Here is an 18,739-nt window from a genome sequence, read left to right on the forward strand (position 1 = left end):
AGAATGATGCGGACCCTTTTCGCGCGGGCTTCTGTCCCGTTTCTGATTCTCGCCACTCTCCTGCTGGCCCGGCCGGGAATGGCGGAGGCCATCGAGATCCAGCGTGTGGTCAGTCCCGGCGGCATTGAGGCCTGGCTGGTCGAGGACCACAAGAACCCGATCATTACTCTTTCCGCCAGTTTCGCGGGCGGTGCCGCTGCCGATCCGGAGGGCAAGGAAGGCCTGGCCGTCCTGACCGCGAGCCTGCTGGATGAAGGGGCCGGTCCCTACGACAGCGATGCTTTCCGCCGCAAGCTGGAAGACATGGTCATCGGGCTTCGCTTCAATGCCCGCAATGACAGTTTCGGCGCCAGCCTGCAGACCCTGACCGAGAATTCGGACGAGGCCTTCGATCTGCTCCGTCTTGCCATGACAGAGGCGCGGTTCGATGCCGAACCGGTGGAACGCATCCGCGCGCAGATCGTTGCCGGGTTGAAGCGTAACGAGAACAGGCCGCAGACGATTGCCAGCCGGGTCTGGTGGCGGGCGGCTTTCCCGAACCATCCCTACGGCCGCCCTTCCAGCGGCACGGTGGAAAGCGCCGGACGTATCACAACGGCAGACATGAAGGCATTCGCCAAACGGGTGCTGACACGCGGCAGCCTCAAGGTTGGCGTGGTCGGGGACGTTACGCCGGAGCGATTGGGCGTACTGCTCGATAAAACATTCGGCCCGTTGCCGGAAAACGGCGCCGCGACACCTGCTGTGCCGGCGGAACCGGCAGCCATCGGAGAGACCTTCGTGGTCGAGAGTCCGGTGCCTCAGTCGGTTGTCGTGTTCGGCCATCGGGGCATTCCCCGGGATGATCCGGACCGGTTCGCGGCCTCCATCCTGATGGAAATCATGGCGGGCGGGTTCGGCTCGCGTCTGACGAATGAGATCCGTGAGAAACGCGGCCTGACGTATGGCATTTATGCCTACACGCTGCCGCTTGAGGATGCGCAGATGATCATGGGCGGCGTTTCGACCCGGAACGACAAAGTTGCCGAGACGGTCGGGCTGGTGCGGGAGATCTGGGCAGACATGGCACAGAATGGTCCGACCGAGGAAGAAGTGCGTGATGCCAAGACCTATATCAACGGCTCTTTCCCGATGCGCCTGACCAGTTCCCGGCCGATTGCCGGATTGCTGGTCTCGCTACAGCGGGACGGGCGGCCCATTGATTATCTCGATGGCCGGGCGGACCGGATCAATGCGGTCACGATGACGGACCTGAAGCGGGTGGCGAAGCGCTTGTTCCTGACGGACGAGCTGACATTCTCCGTGGTCGGGCAGCCGAAAGGTCTGACCGCTACGGCTCCGGCGCCGGAGTCGCGCTCCTGAGCGGGCGAGGATGCGATTATATGCTTGAAGGCTCCGTTCCGGTGGTGGCTCCCGTTCAGGGCATCTGCTAGATTCTTTCATCATGAAGACGTGTCCCTTGGTGGCCGGCCCGCTCCGGCATGATTTTTCCGCGACATTCGAGGACCGGATCGGCGATGCCGGTCTCTCTGTTGCCGGTCTTGAGGCGTTGGCTCCAGCTGCAGCACAGTCTCTGGCGGACCTCCGGAAAAAGAAGGAGAGCGGCACCTTGCCATTGCTCTCGCTGCCCTGGCGGCGGGACGACCTTGAAGAGGGCGCACTGCTGGCAGCCGAGCTGAGTGCCTGGGCCAGACACGTACTGATCCTCGGCATCGGCGGCTCCAGTCTTGGTGGGGCGACGATATGCCGTCTGGCGGAGAAGGGCGGCACCTTCTCGCCGGACGCGCCGAAGCTTCATTTCCTCGATAATATCGACCCGGCAACCTTCACCTCGATCTTCAAACGCATCGCGCTGGAGAAGACGGCGGTGCTCGCCATCTCCAAATCGGGTGGTACGGCGGAAACGCTGTGCCAAACCCTGATCTGCCACGATGCTTTCGTTGCGGCAGGGCTCGATCCGGCGGAACATTTCATCACGGTCACCGAACCCGGACCGCGCCCGCTTCGCCAATTTGCGGAGGAGACCGGGTGCCGTTGCCTTGAGCACGATCCCCATATCGGCGGGCGCTATTCGGGCCTGACGTTGAACGGATTGCTGCCGGCCATGATCGTCGGACTCGACGCCGAGGCCATCCGGCGCGGGGCAGCGGCGGTAACCGATGCGGCGCTTGCGCCGGCGAACCCTCTGGAAAGTGCCCCGGTTCTCGGTGCGATGGTCAATATCGGCCTCGGGCGGGAGCGTGGCGTCACCCAGACCGTGCTGATGCCCTACAGCGACCGGCTGGACCGGATGGGCGACTGGTTCACCCAGCTTTGGGCGGAAAGTCTCGGCAAGCACGGTAACGGCACCACACCGATCGGCGCGCTTGGTGCTGTCGATCAGCACAGCAGCCTGCAGCTCTTCCTCGACGGTCCGCGCGACAAGCTGGTGACACTGGTGCAGAGCGCGGTTGCGGGCACGGGCGGTACGGTCGGTGCGAACGCGATGGCGCTGATGGGCGACGGGCTCTCTTATCTCTCTGGACGGACCATGGGTGATCTGATGGATGCCGAGCAACGGGCGACGGCGGAAACCCTGATTGCCAACAGGCGGCCCACCCGGATCATCCATACCGATGCCATCGACGAGGAAAGTGTCGGCGCGCTGATGATGCACTTCTTCCTGGAGACGATGGTAGCGGCCGATCTGATCGGCGTCGATGCGTTCGACCAACCCGCCGTCGAGGATGGCAAGGTCCTGGCGCGGCGCTATCTGGCGGAGATGGCCGGGTGAGCGGCAACGCTTCCAGGATTGAGGAAACCGTCGGACGGATCCGGCGCCTGCCGGACGGACTGGTCAACCGGATCGCCGCCGGCGAGGTGGTCGAGCGCCCGGCCAGCGCGGCCAAGGAGCTGATCGAGAACGCGCTGGATGCCGGGGCGACCCGCGTTGACGTGGTCATGCGCGACGGCGGCCGGACCGCTATCGCCGTGACCGATAACGGCATGGGCATGAGCCGGGAAGAGCTGGAAGTCGCGGTCGAGCGGCACGCCACCTCCAAGCTGAAGGGCGAGGATCTTACCCATATCACCAGCCTCGGTTTCCGGGGCGAGGCACTGCCTTCCATCGGCGCTGTCAGCCGGATGACGATAACCACCCGCGCGGCGTCTGCGGGCCCGGAGGAGAGCGCTTGGAGCCTCTCTGTCGAAGGCGGCAGGGTCACACCGCCGGAGCCTGCCGCGCTCGGCCAGGGCACGCGCATCGAGGTCCGGGACCTGTTCTATGCCACGCCCGCGCGCCTCAAGTTCCTGAAAGCGCCGCGCACGGAATACAGCCACGCTGTCGATGTCATCGAGCGGCTGGCCATGGCGCATCCCAACGTCGCCTTCACGCTCGGTGACGGCAACCGCACGACGATCCGGCTGAACGAGGCGGAAGGCGACCTGTTCCAGGCCCGGCTGGTCCGGCTCGGTGCCGTCATGGGCCGTGATTTCGAGGATAACGCCCTGCCGATCGAGGCGGAGCGCGAAGGCATCCGGCTGTCCGGCTATGCGGGCCTGCCGACCATCAACAAGCGCACCACCAGTCACCAGTTCCTGTTCGTGAATGGCCGGCCGGTGCGGGACAAGCTGCTCTATGGCGCGGTGCGTGGCGCCTATATGGATTTCATCTCGCACGATCGGCACCCGCTGTTGGCGCTGTTCCTCGACGTGCCGCCGGAAATGGTCGATGTGAACGTGCACCCGGCCAAGACCGAGGTCCGGTTCCGTGAGCCAGGACCGGTGCGCGGGCTGATCGTCGGGGCGTTGAAACATGCGCTTGTCGCGGCGGGTCATCGAGCATCGACCACGGTCGCCAACGCGACGCTGGGGGCGCTCGGGCGGTCCGTTGAAAACCAGATGCCGCAGACAAGCTATGCCTGGCAGCCGCAGAACCGGTCGGGATACGGCAGCACGGTATCGCGTGGCATGGCCGAGGCCGGGATGGCGTATCAGGCTCCCATTGGCCAGCCTTCCGCCGATCACGGGGCTGGGGGGATGTGGCAGGACGAGGCACCGCAGGCCCGTTCCGAGGCTCCGACCCCGGAAAGTGCGGCGCTGGAGGCTCATCCGCTCGGTGCGGCCCGGGCCCAGTTGCATGAGAATTACATCGTGGCCCAGACTAGCGAAGGCATGGTGATCGTCGATCAGCATGCGGCCCACGAGCGGCTGGTCTATGAGCGTATGAAGAAGGCACTGGAGGCCGACGGTATCAAGCGGCAGATGCTGCTGATCCCCGAAGTGGTGGATCTGGACGAGGCGTCGGTCGAGCGACTGGCGGCGCGGACGGAAGAATTTGCTGAACTTGGCCTGGTGTTGGAGCCGTTCGGCGGCGGTGCCGTGGTGGTGCGCGAAGTTCCCGCGCTGATGGGTGAGGCGGATGTGGCGGGTCTGGTACGTGACCTTGCCGAGGAGCTGACCGAGTTCGGCGAGGCCATGGCCCTGAAGGACAAGCTGGCGCATATCTGCGGCACTATCGCCTGTCACGGCTCGGTGCGCTCGGGACGTCGGCTGACCGTCGAGGAAATGAACGCGCTATTGCGCGAGATGGAAGTCACTCCGCATTCCGGGCAATGCAATCACGGCCGCCCGACCTATGTGGCGCTCGGCCTCAATGATATCGAGAAGCTGTTCGGCCGGCGCTGAGGGAGCTTGAGTGGTCCGCATCAGGGAATATCGCAAAGCGGATCTTCCGGCGCTCTACCGGATCTCGGTGATGACCGGTGACGGTGGCGGTGACGCACGGCACCTTTACCGGGACCCCGATCTCATGGGGCATATCTATGTCGGGCCTTATGCGGAATTTGCACCCGATCTCTGTTTTGTCGCGGAAGACGATCTTGGTGTTGCCGGTTATATCGTTGGAACAGTCGATACGCGTCCGTTCGAAGACCGGCTCGAACGCGAATGGTGGCCTGCCTTGCGCGAGCGTTATCCGGACCCCGGCACGGTGCTGCAGCCAGACTGGGACGCGGACACGAAGCGGGCACACCGGATGCATCATACGGCGGTGATACCGGACGCTGTTGTTGCCGAGTGCCCCGGCCATCTTCACATGAACCTGTTGCCGCGCCTGCAGCGCCAGGGCATCGGGACCAGACTGCTCGAACGCTGGTTTGAGACGGCGCGAAAGGCCGGTGCCGGGCGGGTCCATGTCGGCGTCAATCCCGGTAACGCGGACGGCCTTGCCTTTTGGCAGCGGGCCGGGTTCGAGCGGATCGTGCTTCCGGAGGCGGATGATTCCGGGCGTGCCATCTGGCTCGGCAGGCCCGTGCCGTGATGCAGGGTTAGGCCAGCATCCGCTCAAGGGGGGCGTTGCCCTGCACCAGATCGGCAAGAGTGCTGCGGTCGAGTTCCGTAAGGAAGGCGGTGACGGCACTATTGATCACGCCTTTCAGACGGCAAACGGGCGTGATCAGGCATTGTCCCCGCCCCGCCTGAAAGCATTCGACCATGGCGAAATCATTTTCCATGCAGCGGACGACCGCGCCGACCGTGATCTGCTCCGGCGGCTTTGCCAGCTTGAGGCCGCCGGAGCGCCCGCGCACCGATGTGACGAACCCCTCATGGGTGAGGGCGCTTGCCAGTTTCATCAGATGGTTTCGGGATATGGAGAACCGGTCTGAAACCTCCTGGATGGTGACCAGCCGGGAGGAATTCACCGCCAGATGCATCAATAGCCGCAGGGCATAGTCCGTCTGGGTGTTGAGGCGCATGCCGGCTACTCCGTGTAATTCAGCGCAGTCATGGCTTGGGGCCGCGAGCGCGCTGCAGTTCCGGCACGCCGAAGATCGCCAGTTTCAGGCTCTCGGCAATGCGCCGGGCACGCTCCATGAAATAGGGAGGCACGCCTGGTGTCGGCGCCGTCGCTACCAGCGTTTTTTCGAACAGGGTGAGCCAGTGATCGAAATGCCCGGCCTCGATTTCCGTGATGGCGTAATGCACCGGAACCGGTTTGCCGGAATATTGCCCGGTATAGAGCGCGACCGACCCCCAGAAGGCTTTCATCCGGGCGAGATGCGGGTCCCAGTCATCGCCGATGCGGCGCTCAAAGATCGGGCCAAGCATGGCGTCCGCGCGAATGCGCTCATAGAAGCTGTCGACGAGGGTTGAGATGTAAGCCTCGGTAATGCCGAACGCTGCCGCTTCGGCGCGAAGGTCATCCCTTGAGGCGGGCCTGCTGCGGATTGGAATGGAGGTCATGGTCCGAGCTCCAATGTTAAAAGATGTATTTAATACGCACCTTAAATGACGAAGCGCAAGACGTCCGGGCCAGGTGCGACAATCGGCTCGGCAGGAGCCGATCAGTCGGCGTTGGCTTCGATATTTTCCATGTCGTCGTCGGAGAAACCGTAATGGTGGCCAATCTCATGGATCAGCACATGCCGGACGATGTCACTCAGAACCTCTCCGGTCTCGCACCAGTAATCGAGGATCGGCCTGCGGTAGAGGAAGATCCGGTTGAGGTCAGACGGGCTCGCCAGTGTCACGGCCTCTCCGAACGGGATGCCGGCATAAAGGCCGAGGATCTCGAACGGGCTTTCGGCGCCGAGTTCGTCCAGCACGTCCTGTTCGGGAAAGTCGGTAACGAGGAATGTCACATCGCCGGTCTGCGCGCGAAACGCGTCCGGGATCGTCCGAAACGCTTCGCGGGCGAGGGCCTCTATATCGTCGAGGCTGGGCGGTTCCATGGGGTGCTCCACGGGCGGCTGAACAGGCTGGCTCATGCTTCCGCTATAACCGGCGCGGGGATTTTACGCTAGTGTGGTGGTGAACGGACAGGGAGGTTGCCTTGGCAGACAAACTCACCGATCAGGAACGGGAGTTGGCGATGGCCGCTCTCACGGCATGGGACGCGGTCGCAGGCCGGGATGCGATCCGGCGCAGCTACAAGTTCCCTGATTTCAAAGCCGCATTCGGTTTCATGAGCGCAGTCGCCGAAATCGCCGAGGAGCTGGATCACCATCCCGAATGGTTCAATGTCTACAACCGGCTGGACGTCACCCTCACCACGCATGATGCGGGCGGCCTGACGCTGCTTGATATCGATCTCGCGAGGCGGATGGACGCGGCGGCGGAAGACTTCGGCGCCTGAAACTCAGGCGTCCCCGGCGAGCCAATCCTCGATCAGCCGGCGGGCGATGGAATCCTTGCTTGGCAGTCCCTTGCCGAGGGCGCGGAAATTCATCAACTCGTCGCGGCTGAACCACTGGGCGTCTTCCAGCTCGTCGTCGCGCCGGAAGATTTCCGATGTCTTCGCCTCGGCATGAAACCCGAGCATGATCGATGCCGGGAAGGGCCAGGGCTGTGAGGAGTGATAGCGCACGTCGCACACTTCGACGCCGGTCTCTTCCAAAACTTCCCGGGCAACGGCTTCTTCCAGTGTCTCGCCCGGCTCGACGAAACCGGCGAGGGTGGAATAGCGCCCTTCCGGCCAGACAGCCTGGCGCCCGAGCAGGGCCTTCTCTCCGGCCGCGTCATGCACCAGCATGATGACGGCGGGATCGGTGCGCGGGAATGCCGGGGTGTTGCAGCTCTCGTTCGTGCAGCTGCGCTGATGCCCGCCTTTCGCGATCCGGGTGGGCGAGCCGCAGACGCCGCAGAAGCGGTGACGCTGATGCCAGTGCATCAGACCCCGGGCATAGGCGAGGACGGAGCCCTCGAAGCGCTCCAGCACGGGGCCGACTTGCCGCAGATCCATGAATTCGCCGGCATCGCTCACAGCAGCCGCCGCTTCTTCCTCTTCCAGGTGGGAGAGATCGACCGCGACATGCGCCTCGCCGTTCCGGTTGCCGAGAAAGATGACGGTCTCGGAACGTTCGACCAGGACAGCGAACTCCCGCGCGTTCAGCAATGAGGCGGCCGGGGTTTCGCTTTCCGCGCCGAAGACGAGCGAACGGCTGCGCCAGACCGGCACCAGCCGGGTCGTGGCGTCACCGACAAGCCGTTCAAGCCAGCCCTCCTCCTCGCGGAGGTGAGCGCTGCGGTCGAGGCCACTGAAGCCGTAGATGTTCGGCTGGCGGCGGGTGAGGTCGAGAGGATACTGATCGGACATGGCGCCGGAGTTTACACGCTCCGGCGGGCGCGGCAATCACCGGTTGGTGGCTGCCGCGCCGTCTGTGCGTCTTAATCGTTGAGCGCGGCCTCGAAAAACGCATCGGCAGTGTCACTTTCGATCAACCGGCCATCCTCGATCCGCCAATAGTGTGTTGCCACAGAGCGGATGAAAGCCCGGTCATGCGAAACGAACAGGCTGGTTGCCTCATGAGTCGTCAGCTCACTTTCAAGGGCCAGCTGGCCTTCGATATCGAGATGGTTTGTCGGCTCATCCAGCAGATAGAAATTCGGGGTCGAGAGGTGCAGCACAAGCATCGCGAGACGGGCTTTCTGCCCACCTGACAAAAGCCCGGACGGTTTTGTCTGCCGATCGATGGCGATCCCCGCTCCGGCCAGCATGGTACGGGCACGCTGGTCGCCGATATCGAACCGGTCGCAGATAATCGAGAGCGGGCTGGCGTCATCCGGAAGATGGGACAGGGCTTGATCGAGATAGCCGAGGGCGAGAGACGGCGTTGCCTTGATGCCGGGCTGTGGGGTGCCCGGGGCGATAAGAGCCGTGTGTATTCTCGTCAGCAATTGCGATTTGCCGCATCCGTTCGGGCCGAGCAGGGCAATCCGGTCCCCGCGATGGATACGCCGTAACCCGGTCTTCATCAGCGGGACGCCGTCAGGTGTCGCGACGGACAGATTGTCCAGGGTCAGAAGGACGGTGGCATGGCTGCCCCGGTTGCCGAGACGGATGCGCCCGGCCGATCTCTCCTGGTGTGCCGGGCGTGATGCATCTTCCAGCTCGTCCGCGCGCTGCTTCAGTTGCTTGGTCTTCGTCAGCAACAGATCGCTTCCGGAATTGATGCCGATATTCTTGAGTTTGGCGGCCTGGTGGCGGAGCTTCCGCGCTGTCTTCATATCATCCTGAAAGCGCCGCTCCATCGCCTGGTCGATATCGTCCAGCGCCGCTCTCGCTGCGGAGTAGGGCAGGGAGAAAGCTTCCGAGCGGTCTGGGCGGAGAAACAGTGTCCGGTTTGTCACCGCGTCTAGGAACGCCCGGTCGTGGCTGCTGACCAGAATGCCGGTATCGCGCGGCAAGGCGCTCAGCCAATTTTCAAGGCTGGCGATGCGGGCGATATCGAGATGGTTTGTCGGCTCGTCCAGCAGCAGTACGTCTGGATCGGTAACGGCCGCCCGGGCCAGAAGCGCGGCTCGTTGCCAACCGCCGCTGAGTTCCTTCAGCGTCCGCGTGCGGAAGGTGTCCGGAACTTCCAGCACCTCCAGCAAGACGTCGGCGCGCCACGATTCTGCTTCCGCCTCGGCCGGGCTCAGGGCATCGCAGACAGCTTGCCTGAATGTACGGTCCGCCAGCGCGGGGGAAAGATGCTGTTCGACATAGCCGAGGGTCAGTCCCCGCGCGCGCAGCACGTCGCCCGATGTCGGCTCCAATGTGCCTGCGATGCAGCGAAGAAGCGTGGATTTTCCACGCCCGTTGGCGGCAACGAGGCCGATCCGCTCGCCTTTGGAAAGAGTAAAGTCAACGTTGCTGAACAAGGGCTCGCCATAGGCAAAGCCAAGGCCGCGCAGTGTGATCAAAGTCATGGGATATCTTCCAGTCCGCCGGGCGAACGCAATGCGGAAGGCCGCTCAGGGCGGTTCCGGCATTCAGCCCGGTATATCTGCAGAATGCGTCTCTCGCGGATCATCAATCCGGCAAGATCACGCTCTCTCAAGGGCAGACCAAGAAGAGGATGCTAGAGGTGCGTCTCGGTCAGCCCTGCAAACGCATTTGCAGGGCATCAACAGGGCCACGCTGGCGATCATGTTGAATGAGAGGGGCCATAAAAACGCCGTCACTTTGTTGCAGGATGTTGAATATCACTACAACCGGTGCTTGTCACGGGTCGATGGTCGTCAATGCCAAACTTGGAATATCACGCGCTCTCATGCACGCATTCGAAAGTGCCCACCGGAACCTGATGCACAGAGAGCCCGGCTCCTTCCTGCCAGTGCAGGAGCTGGATCTGTGGTGGCTCCATGAAGACCTTGAAGCCCGGCTGATGAACCAGGTCGAGGCCCATCTGGTGGGCGGTGGAAGAGCAGATGTTTGCCGTTGTTCCTGCCCAATTGCGGTGCATCGAGCGATGGAAATGACCGGACAGGACAATTTCGACATTGCTGAATTGCTCGATGACCGCGCCGATGGCATCGCCGTCGCGGCAACCGATTTCGTCCAGCTTCATGCCAGTGGGAAAAGGCGGGTGGTGCAGCATGACGATTGCGGGCTTGCCGGAAAGAGTTGCCAGCGTTTCGCCCAACCAGTTGCATCGTTCCGCGCCGAAAGTGCCGTAAGGCTCTCCCTCTTCAAGCGTGTCCAGTGCGATGAGCGTGAGGGGGCCGAGATCGACGGCATAGTCGAGCGGGCCCGTGGCGGGCATGTAGCCGTCCGGGGCGAAAGCCGCGCGCATGAGCTCTCGCGCATCGTGGTTTCCAGGGGTCACGTAGGCCGGGATGCCAAGGGGCGCTACCATTTCGCGGAATAGCGTATAAGAGCCCGCCGTGCCGTCTTCCGATACATCGCCGGCGACCAGCAAGGCATCCGGCTTCGGTGTCAGGGTGGCGATTGTGGCGACGGCCGCGTCAAGATGGGCTTTGGTGTCTATCGTGCCGTAGGCCGGGACGCCGCCATCCATCAAATGTGTATCGGTAATTTCGGCCAGAAGCATGCCCCTACCCTCTCATTTCTGAAGCAATTGCACGGGTCTATTCACCGCTTGTCCAGTTTCTTTCCCTTTGCATTTCGCCGAATGTGACTTAAGTCACGTTAACAAGGGATCCGGTGTTTTTAGGTGGATGGCGAGCCATCCGCACGTCCTGCTGTCGGGTTCCGGCGAAATTAACAAGCGAGAACAGGAGAGCGAAATGGCCCTCGAACTGCCAGCCCTTCCCTACGATTACGAAGCGCTTCAGCCGTACATGTCGAAGGAAACCCTCGAGTTTCACCACGACAAGCACCATCAGGCGTATGTCACCAACGGCAACAAGCTGCTGGAAGGCACGGGTCTTGAGGACAAGTCCCTCGAAGAGATCGTGCAGACCGCCTACAAGGAAAAGATGGCCGGCCTGCTCAACAACGCGAGCCAGCATTGGAATCACCTGCAGTTCTGGCAGATGATGAAAAAGAATGGCGGCGGCGCTATCCCCGGCGCGCTTGAGAAGAAGATCATCGAGGACCTCGGCTCGGTCGCCGATTTCCAGGCAGCTTTCATTGAGGCCGGTGTTACCCAGTTCGGCTCCGGCTGGTGCTGGCTGGCCATGGGCAGCGACGGCAAGCTCAAGGTCACCAAGACTCCGAACGGCGAAAGCCCGATGGCCTATGGCGAGACCGTTCTGCTCGGTTGCGACGTGTGGGAGCATTCCTACTACATCGACTACCGCAACCGCCGTCCCGACTACGTGAAGGCCTTCATCGAGAACATGGTGAACTGGGACTATGTCGGGGAGCTGTTCGCCAAGGCGAGCTGATCCGGCAAGACCCTGCACTGAACTGCGACGGGCCCGCCATTGGTGGGCCCGTTTTCGTTTTGATACCGGCAAAGCGAATGGCCCAGTGTTTCTGGAATCGTGAGGGTCAGCCCTGTCATGAACTTGCTGCCCTCATTCGCACAGCTATGAGGCAAGCCAGCCTTGAATTAATGAATTTCGGCTGAACAGAGAGAACTGAAGCAGCTTCTACAGCAAAGCAGCTCATAGAAAATAAAGTCCAAGGAGACTAAAAATCCCAATTTAAAAATTTGTTCAGCATTTGAGTGGTTTGCTTGCGGATCGCATAATTGCTGTAATGCTGCGCATGCGGGGAGTCTTATTTTGGCTGAGCCATATTCGAGACTGCTGACTTTGGCCATATGCTGCAACTTGATAGTGCTGGCCGTCTTCAGCGCGGACTGGACCGGCCTTGTGCAAGTCAGTACGCCCTTTTCAGCTCTCGCTCTCGGCCTTCTTTTCGCTGCGTCGCTCGTTCTGGCGCTCCTTCGGTCCAGGGCCCGCGTCGTCGAAAGCGATCTCGAGCGCCTCAGGGTTTCGGAATCCCGGCTCGGCACGCTCTTCGAACATTCGCCAATCTGCATGGATCTCAAGGACGTTGACGGGCGCTATCTGCTGGTAAACGCGGCCTATTGTGATTGGCTCAACAAATCAGCTGACGAGATTCTTGGGCGAAGCAATGCCGAGGTATACGCCTCGGATCCGGTCCGGCGTGCGAACGTCGACAAGATCGAACGCAGGGTCGCCCAGACCGGCCAACTCTTGAGACAGCAAGTTAAAGTGCGACGCGGGGACAAGGTTCACGAGCGGTTGCTGGTCAAGTTTCCGATGCGGGATGAGCAGGGGGATGTTGTCGCCGTCGGAACCTGTGCGGTCGATCTCACGGTGCAGAAAGAGACCGAGGACGCGCTGACGAGGGAGCGGGAGCGCGCCTCGCACCTTGAAGGCGTTCTTCGGGAAGCGATCATGGCGATGCCTGCGGCATTTGCGATTTTCGACTCGGAAGACCGGCTGGTGATCTGCAATTCGGAATTTGCGCAATATTACCCGTCATTCGAAAGTGATCCCGAACTGGGCGCAGGACGTGCTTTCCATGGATTGGTCGATGAACTCATCGCAGCCGGCCACATACCGGTTACGACTCCGGAGGAGGCCGCAGAGTTTGTTGCGCTCAGAATGAAACAGCATCGCGAAGCCGCGGGGACGCCATTTGAAACGCTCGTCAAGGACCGGATCTTCGTCAATACCGAGACACGCATGCCCGAGGGCGGGACGATCATTTTGCGTCAGGACATCACCGAGCAAAGGCGGTTGGAAAAAGAGCGTCAGGACGCGGAGGACCTGCTCCGTAGTCTTTTTGAACATCTCGATCAGGGAGTCACGATCCGCGACCTGGATTGCCGGGTCGTTCGACTGAACAAGGCCGCCTCCTACTGGGGTGAATTGCCTGTAACGGAGATCATCGGCAAGACGACGGAAGAATTACTGCGACTGACCGGTCATCATCAGGAGGCTGAAGGGGTTATAGACGAGGAGCGCGCCTTGATGGCTGAGCGCCGGCGAGACGTGTCGATACGCAAGCGCGTCATGTCGGACGGATCGACGCGGCATATACGCCTCAGCCGTTTTCCGATCATTGGCAGCACCGGCGAGGTTCAGGGCCTTGGGGCCTTGGGCTACGACGTGACGGAGTTGATCGAAACCCAGGAAGCGCTTCAGTCAGCCAAGGAGCATTTGGAAGTTACCGTCCTGGAGCGGACTGGCGAGCTAAGAGCCAGCGAGAACCGGTTTCGCAATTTGGCTCAGGCCTCGGCCGATTGGTTTTGGGAATGCGATGCGGACTACCGGTTTAGCCATCTTTCAGAAAGTTTTCCGGTTCCTGATGGTTTGACCCGCAACGATCTGATCGGTATGGCGCTTTCGGACTATTTCGAGGCCAGTGCCTTCGAGCCGGATGTCCGCCAGAGGCTCATCGATGCATTGCGAAAGCATGAGCCGTTGCGGGATTTCGAAATTACGCGCCCAGTTGGCAGCGAAATTCGAATGTATCGTATAACGATGATGCCAATCTTCGAGGATGGCATTTTCACTGGTTATACAGGGTCGACGGCCGATATCTCCGAGCTCTATGAGGCACGACAGAGTCTTGTCGAGGCGGAACGTCTGGCGTCCCTCGGAGCGTTGGTAGCCGGCGTTGCGCACGAGATAAATACGCCTATCGGTGTTTGTGTTACCGCGATATCCACCGTCTTGGCAGATGCAAAGAAGCTGCATTCACGGTTGGGGGACGGCAGTCTCAAGCGTAGTGAATTAGAGAACGGTACTTCAAATATCGTGGATGGAGCGGTGCTGGTCGAATCGAACCTCGCTCGCGCGGCGCGTCTGGTGTCGAGCTTCAAGAGCGTCGCGGTCGATCGGACTAGCGAGGCGGAACGCGATTTCAATCTGATCCGTTATACGCGCGAGGTTGTTGAGAGTCTGAGCCCGCATCTCGGCGGCGATCGCATTGCGGTAAGGGTCTTCGGGGATGAAGATATCGAGCTTAGGAGCTATCCCGGCGCGATCGCGCAGATCCTGACGAATCTGGCCATGAATTCCATCATTCACGGGTTCGAGGATATGGCTTCGGGGAACATCGAGATCGAGATCGCGCGTGAGGGCGCCTCGGCGATATTGCTCTACCGGGACGACGGCTGCGGAATGCCCGCTGAAACCGTGCGCCGGGTCTTTGACCCCTTTTTCACCACCCGCCTCGGCCATGGCGGTAGTGGTCTCGGAATGCATATTGTCTTCAATCTGGTCGCACAGGTCTTGCTGGGGGCCGTGCAGTGTCGCAGCGAGCCTGGAAAAGGCGTTGAGTTCGAGATCCAGTTCCCGATCCGGCCGCCGAGTTGATCCGACTGGACCCTGGACTCCAATACGACAGGCCCGCCATCGGCGGGCCTGTTTGCATTCCGGAAAATCACGCCTGGACGCTTGCTTTCCGAGTCTGAATCGGCACACTTCCGGCTGGGAAATGACCATGGGGTTGGACAATGTCCATGCAGGCCGGAAATGCGATCCGCAAAGTTGAGCAGGGGGATATCGCGGCACCCGTGAAGCTTCCACGCTGCGCCGGGGAAGAGTTCAGTCTGATCGCGGACGAGGTATCCGGAGATTTCAACATATTGGTCCTGCTGGGGCATGACGCTGCGGCGAACAAGGCGGCGGCAGTGGCTTTTGAGGCCGCGCGGGAGCGGTTCGCCGGGCACGGCGCGCAGATCTATTATGTGGCGCCGGGCAAGAAGAAGCCGGGTCTTCCTAAGCCGGTTACTGATGCCTCGGTTCTGATGGATGCCGATGGCAAGGCTTTCGCGGCCTTCGGCCAGCAGGCGCCGTTCGGGCGGCCGCTGAATGCGGGCCCGACCACGGTGTTGATCGCGCCGAACCGGCACATCCTGAGGCTTCTCGATGCGGACAAGCCCGATCATCCTGAGATCGTGGGAAGTGTGCTTGAGGCCCAGTCCGCGCTCCGGGCCGAGCAGCCCTACCGCATGCATCCGCCGGTGTTGCTGGTGCCGGATGTCTTCAGTCCGGCCGACTGCGCGCATCTGATGAGCGTCTATGCCATGCAGGGGCAGGAATATGTCGAGCCGGGGCACAACACGCTGCAGAACCGGACCACGGACTGCAAGATGCGGATCCCGGAATATGGCCGCGGCGACCGGATCGATCACTGGGTTATCAATCCCGAGACGCAGAACTATATCGACGAGCGAATCGCCGGCCGGCTGCTGCCGGAGTTGCAGAAATCGTTTCATTACAAGGTCACCCGCCACGAGCGCTATCGCATCGCCTGTTATGAGGGCGAGCGTGGTGGCCAACTGCACGGGCATCGGGACAATACGGATGCAGCGGTTGCCTATCGGCGCTTCGCGGTGACCATCAACCTGAATTCCGATCAATATGAGGGTGGCGAGATCTGGTTTCCGGAATTCAGCCAGCAGTCCTACAAGCCTCCGGCAGGCGCGGCCATTGTGTTTTCGTGCTCGCTGCTGCATGAGGTTCTGCACATGCGCAAGGGGCGCCGTCTCGCGCTCCTCGGTTTCCTCTTCGGCCAGAGCTGATTCCAATCACCATTTTCAATCGCCACAGGACTGACCGAGGCTCTCAAAATCTCGGTCTACGCACCCTGCTATAATGCCGAGCGGACTTATCGGGAATCGTGTCGGGTCCATCGATTCAGTCGGTGCGGCCGATCGCAGGCGAAGCTTTCATATGACGCAAGATCATGAGCAGAAGGTCGTTGAAAATCCTCGCTTTCTGTTTGGGGTGATCACGGTTCGCGAAGTAGAGTTCTTTTCGTTTTCAATGGTTAAGCTTTCGTCATAGAGGCTTTCCAGTAAATTTTAGCCCGGCAGTTCACAAGGACATATCCAATGCACAGATTGTCGATCTTGGTTGGAGGTCTCAATTTTGCGTTGGCGATTGTCCTCGCGCTTGTGTGGGCCGATGGGGCGTATCGGAGCGCGGGCTTTCTGAATGTGGCTGCGGGACTGGGGGGCGTAGCTTTTATTCTCGGGGTGATCCTTGTCTTCAAGACAAGAGCCGCCGAAAAAATCCTCGGGGACCTGCGTAATACAGAATTTCGGCTTGGAGCTCTCTTTGAGCATTCTCCCATCTGCATGAACCTGAAAGATCCGGACGGCAGGTATCTTATGGTGAATCAGGCTTATTGCGACTGGTTCGGCAAATCCGCCGGGGAAATTGTCGGCAAGAGCGGGGCTTCAGTCCTGCTGAGCTCTGAGGAAATCTCATCGGGTATCCAGTCCATGGAGGCCCTTGTTGCGGAAACGGGTCAAGTCGCGACGCGGGAAGTTCAGGTTGTCCGTGCCGGAAAGACACACCAGCGCTTTCTGGTGAAGTTTCCGGCGATTGATGATGAGGGCAAGATTGTCGGTCTGGGAACGATTGCCTTCGACATGACGGATCAAAAGGCTGCTGAAGCCGCACTCTCCGCGGAGCGCGACCGGGCGTCCCGGCTTGAAGCAACTCTCAGGGAAGCGATCATGGCGATGCCTGCTGGCTTCGCCGTCTTTGACGAGTCAGACCGTCTGGTCATCTGCAACAAGCAATACGCTCAGTTCAATCCTTCCTTTCGTAACGATCCGGAGCTCGCGGCGGGATTGAGCTTCCGCCAGGTTATGTCGGAGACCCTCGATTGCGGGTTGGTCGCCGGTGTTACGCCTGACCGGTACGAGTCAGTTTCAGAGGGCCGGATGCAGCGGCACAGGGAGGCGACAGGTGTTCCGTTCGAGCAACGGCTTGGTGATCGGATTTGTCAGACGATCGAGAGCAGAATGCCGCATGGCGGCATTATTGTGCTCCGTCAGGACGTAACCGAGCAGCGGAGGCTTGAGCAGAAGCATCAGGATGCTGAAGACCTGCTGCGCAATCTTTTCGATAATTTCGGTCACGGGATCATGATCCGGGATCGCGATACCCGCCTTGTTCGGGCGAACAAGGCGGCTCTTGGGCAAATCGGTCTTGCCTCCGATCAGGTCGTCGGCAAGACCACCTCTGAAATGTTCGCGGCGATGGGCATAGAGGATCTCACCGGCGATGTGACCGAACGGGAAATCGGGATGATGGATCGGCGCGAGGCAGATGAAAGTCTGATCGCGCGGCCCGGCCCGGACGGTATGCAGAAATATGTTCTGCTTAGCCGTTTTCCATTGATCGACCGGAACGACGAGGTCAAGGGGCTTGGCGTTCTGCGGTATGACGTTACTGAACTGATCGAGGCCCAAAAAGCACTGGAAGCCTCAAAGGCCAATCTTGAGCAGATGATTCTGGAGAGAACGGAGGAACTGCGTGTCAGTGAGCGGCGTTTCCGGGTGCTGGCGCATGCTTCCGCAGACTGGTTCTGGGAGTGTGACGGGGATCTCCGCTTCACGTACTTGTCCGAGAATTTCCCCGTTCCTGACGGCGCGGCGCCTTCCTCGCTGATCGGCCTCGATATTGCCACGTATCATAAGAAAGTATGGGGTAATCCTGACATTGGCAGGGCTCTGCTGTCAGCCTATGAAGCTCGGGAACCGGTCCGGGATTTCGAGGCCGTTCACAATTTAATCGACAGGTTCGGATGCTATCGAATCAACGCCACCCCGCTCTGGGAAAATGGCGTTTTCGAAGGCTATGCCGGCGCCACGACAGATATCTCGGAGTTGTATCAGGCTAGGGAAAGTCTCGTTGAGTCCGACCGCCTTGCATCGCTGGGTTCAATGGTCGCGGGGATAGCTCACGAGATAAATACGCCTGTCGGGATCTGTGTCACTGCAGGAACGACGGTACTGAGTGCGGCTCAGGCGCTGCGAGAGGGAGTCGCGGGTGGAAGCCTCAAGCGAAGTGAGTTCGAGGCTGCACTGACGAAAATCACCGAAGGGATGACGCTTGTCGATTCCAACCTGGCGCGAGCCGCCCAACTGATCTCAAGCTTCAAGAGCATCGCTGTCGATCAAGCCAGTGAAGCCGAACGAACGTTTCATCTCGTTGCATATTTGCAGGAGATCGCAAACAGCCTCAGCCCAAATCTGAAGTCCAAGGAAGTCTCGGTCGACATTTCGGGTCCAAGCGATATGGAGTTGAAGAGCTATCCCGGTGCTTTCGCCCAGATCGTCACAAACCTGGTGATGAATTCCATGTTGCACGGTTTTGCCGAGCGGGATGGAGGCAGCATTGCCATCGCGGTTTCCGAACAGAGCGGTTTCGCGGAGCTGCGCTACACGGATGACGGCATCGGCATGGAAGAGGAAACTGTGAAGAGGATCTTCGATCCATTCTTCACAACGAAGCGTGGGCAGGGCGGCAGTGGTCTTGGTATGCACATTCTGTTCAATCTCGTCTCGCAGATCCTCCGGGGGACCGTTCGCTGCAAGAGTGCGCCTGGCGAAGGCATTGAGATTGTGATCCGGTTTCCGATCATCCCGCCGGGGGACTGATCGGGAGGCTGGACTGCGCGTTAGACTGGGTAAGCTTTTCTGAAATTAGAAACTTTCTTTCTCAGGCGCCCAGCCTTTGAGGTCTGATTTTCCAATCAAATTTTAGCCTCGTTAGAGGGAATGACGTTGCGCATATCATATTACGCGCC

Annotated in this window: 16 protein-coding genes and 1 pseudogene; 10 read left to right on the forward strand and 7 right to left on the reverse strand. The window is 60.6% G+C overall.

Annotated elements, in window-relative coordinates; translation table 11 throughout:
- Nucleotides 1-6 precede the first annotated feature (6 nt).
- From IG629_RS18025 to IG629_RS18040, 4 genes are all read left to right on the forward strand, one after another.
- Nucleotides 7-1,362: a M16 family metallopeptidase gene (locus IG629_RS18025; RefSeq protein WP_193173316.1), complete on the forward strand. Its 1,356-nt coding sequence runs from the start codon at nucleotides 7-9 to the stop codon at nucleotides 1,360-1,362.
- Between the two features lie 82 nt (nucleotides 1,363-1,444).
- Complete coding sequence (locus IG629_RS18030) at nucleotides 1,445-2,773, forward strand: glucose-6-phosphate isomerase (RefSeq protein WP_193173317.1); 1,329 nt, start codon at nucleotides 1,445-1,447, stop codon at nucleotides 2,771-2,773.
- Nucleotides 2,770-4,665: a DNA mismatch repair endonuclease MutL gene (gene mutL, locus IG629_RS18035; protein WP_404923910.1), complete on the forward strand. Its 1,896-nt coding sequence runs from the start codon at nucleotides 2,770-2,772 to the stop codon at nucleotides 4,663-4,665. The genes IG629_RS18030 and mutL overlap by 4 nt, the downstream gene beginning before the upstream one ends.
- A 10-nt stretch (nucleotides 4,666-4,675) precedes the next feature.
- A complete protein-coding gene (locus IG629_RS18040) occupies nucleotides 4,676-5,299 on the forward strand; it encodes a GNAT family N-acetyltransferase (protein WP_319025125.1) in 624 nt (207 codons plus the stop codon).
- A gap of 7 nt (nucleotides 5,300-5,306) precedes the next feature.
- Here the strand turns inward: IG629_RS18040 and IG629_RS18045 are convergent, their stop codons facing one another.
- From IG629_RS18045 to IG629_RS18055, 3 genes are all read right to left on the reverse strand, one after another.
- Complete coding sequence (locus IG629_RS18045) at nucleotides 5,307-5,735, reverse strand: RrF2 family transcriptional regulator (protein ID WP_193173318.1); 429 nt, start codon at nucleotides 5,733-5,735, stop codon at nucleotides 5,307-5,309.
- A gap of 28 nt (nucleotides 5,736-5,763) precedes the next feature.
- A complete protein-coding gene (locus IG629_RS18050) occupies nucleotides 5,764-6,222 on the reverse strand; it encodes a group III truncated hemoglobin (RefSeq protein ID WP_193173319.1) in 459 nt (152 codons plus the stop codon).
- 101 nt (nucleotides 6,223-6,323) lie between these two features.
- Nucleotides 6,324-6,710 (reverse strand): metallopeptidase family protein, encoded by a 387-nt coding sequence (locus IG629_RS18055; protein ID WP_226886904.1) that lies wholly within the window; start codon nucleotides 6,708-6,710, stop codon nucleotides 6,324-6,326.
- Nucleotides 6,711-6,811: 101 nt separating this feature from the next.
- Between IG629_RS18055 and IG629_RS18060 the strand changes: the two genes are divergently transcribed.
- Nucleotides 6,812-7,114: a 4a-hydroxytetrahydrobiopterin dehydratase gene (locus IG629_RS18060; protein ID WP_193173321.1), complete on the forward strand. Its 303-nt coding sequence runs from the start codon at nucleotides 6,812-6,814 to the stop codon at nucleotides 7,112-7,114.
- Nucleotides 7,115-7,117: 3 nt separating this feature from the next.
- Here IG629_RS18060 and nudC read toward each other — a convergent pair whose 3' ends face one another.
- The 3 genes from nudC to IG629_RS18075 form a co-directional block, all read right to left on the reverse strand.
- On the reverse strand, nucleotides 7,118-8,074 hold the full coding sequence (gene nudC, locus IG629_RS18065; protein WP_028467582.1) for an NAD(+) diphosphatase: 957 nt from the start codon (nucleotides 8,072-8,074) through the stop codon (nucleotides 7,118-7,120).
- Nucleotides 8,075-8,145: 71 nt separating this feature from the next.
- On the reverse strand, nucleotides 8,146-9,669 hold the full coding sequence (locus IG629_RS18070) for an ABC-F family ATP-binding cassette domain-containing protein (protein ID WP_193173322.1): 1,524 nt from the start codon (nucleotides 9,667-9,669) through the stop codon (nucleotides 8,146-8,148).
- 332 nt (nucleotides 9,670-10,001) lie between these two features.
- On the reverse strand, nucleotides 10,002-10,793 hold the full coding sequence (locus IG629_RS18075) for a phosphodiesterase (RefSeq protein ID WP_193173323.1): 792 nt from the start codon (nucleotides 10,791-10,793) through the stop codon (nucleotides 10,002-10,004).
- A gap of 196 nt (nucleotides 10,794-10,989) precedes the next feature.
- On the opposite strand from IG629_RS18075, the gene IG629_RS18080 reads away from it, so the two are divergent.
- Nucleotides 10,990-11,592: a superoxide dismutase gene (locus IG629_RS18080; RefSeq protein ID WP_193173324.1), complete on the forward strand. Its 603-nt coding sequence runs from the start codon at nucleotides 10,990-10,992 to the stop codon at nucleotides 11,590-11,592.
- Between the two features lie 453 nt (nucleotides 11,593-12,045).
- Here IG629_RS18080 and IG629_RS22895 read toward each other — a convergent pair whose 3' ends face one another.
- On the reverse strand, nucleotides 12,046-12,180 hold the full coding sequence (locus IG629_RS22895) for a hypothetical protein (RefSeq protein ID WP_264299836.1): 135 nt from the start codon (nucleotides 12,178-12,180) through the stop codon (nucleotides 12,046-12,048).
- Between the two features lie 12 nt (nucleotides 12,181-12,192).
- On the opposite strand from IG629_RS22895, the pseudogene IG629_RS23020 reads away from it, so the two are divergent.
- The 4 genes and pseudogenes from IG629_RS23020 to IG629_RS18095 form a co-directional block, all read left to right on the forward strand.
- Nucleotides 12,193-12,483: pseudogene (locus IG629_RS23020) on the forward strand (PAS domain-containing protein); the annotation flags it as partial.
- A 93-nt stretch (nucleotides 12,484-12,576) separates the two neighbouring features.
- Complete coding sequence (locus IG629_RS18085) at nucleotides 12,577-14,505, forward strand: PAS domain S-box protein (RefSeq protein WP_226886909.1); 1,929 nt, start codon at nucleotides 12,577-12,579, stop codon at nucleotides 14,503-14,505.
- Nucleotides 14,506-14,651: 146 nt separating this feature from the next.
- Nucleotides 14,652-15,716: a 2OG-Fe(II) oxygenase family protein gene (locus IG629_RS18090; protein ID WP_193173326.1), complete on the forward strand. Its 1,065-nt coding sequence runs from the start codon at nucleotides 14,652-14,654 to the stop codon at nucleotides 15,714-15,716.
- Between the two features lie 312 nt (nucleotides 15,717-16,028).
- Nucleotides 16,029-18,590 (forward strand): PAS domain-containing sensor histidine kinase, encoded by a 2,562-nt coding sequence (locus IG629_RS18095; RefSeq protein WP_193173327.1) that lies wholly within the window; start codon nucleotides 16,029-16,031, stop codon nucleotides 18,588-18,590.
- Nucleotides 18,591-18,739 lie beyond the last annotated feature (149 nt).

It is taken from the genome of Nisaea nitritireducens, from assembly GCF_014904795.1.
Lineage (GTDB): Bacteria > Pseudomonadota > Alphaproteobacteria > Thalassobaculales > Thalassobaculaceae > Nisaea > Nisaea nitritireducens.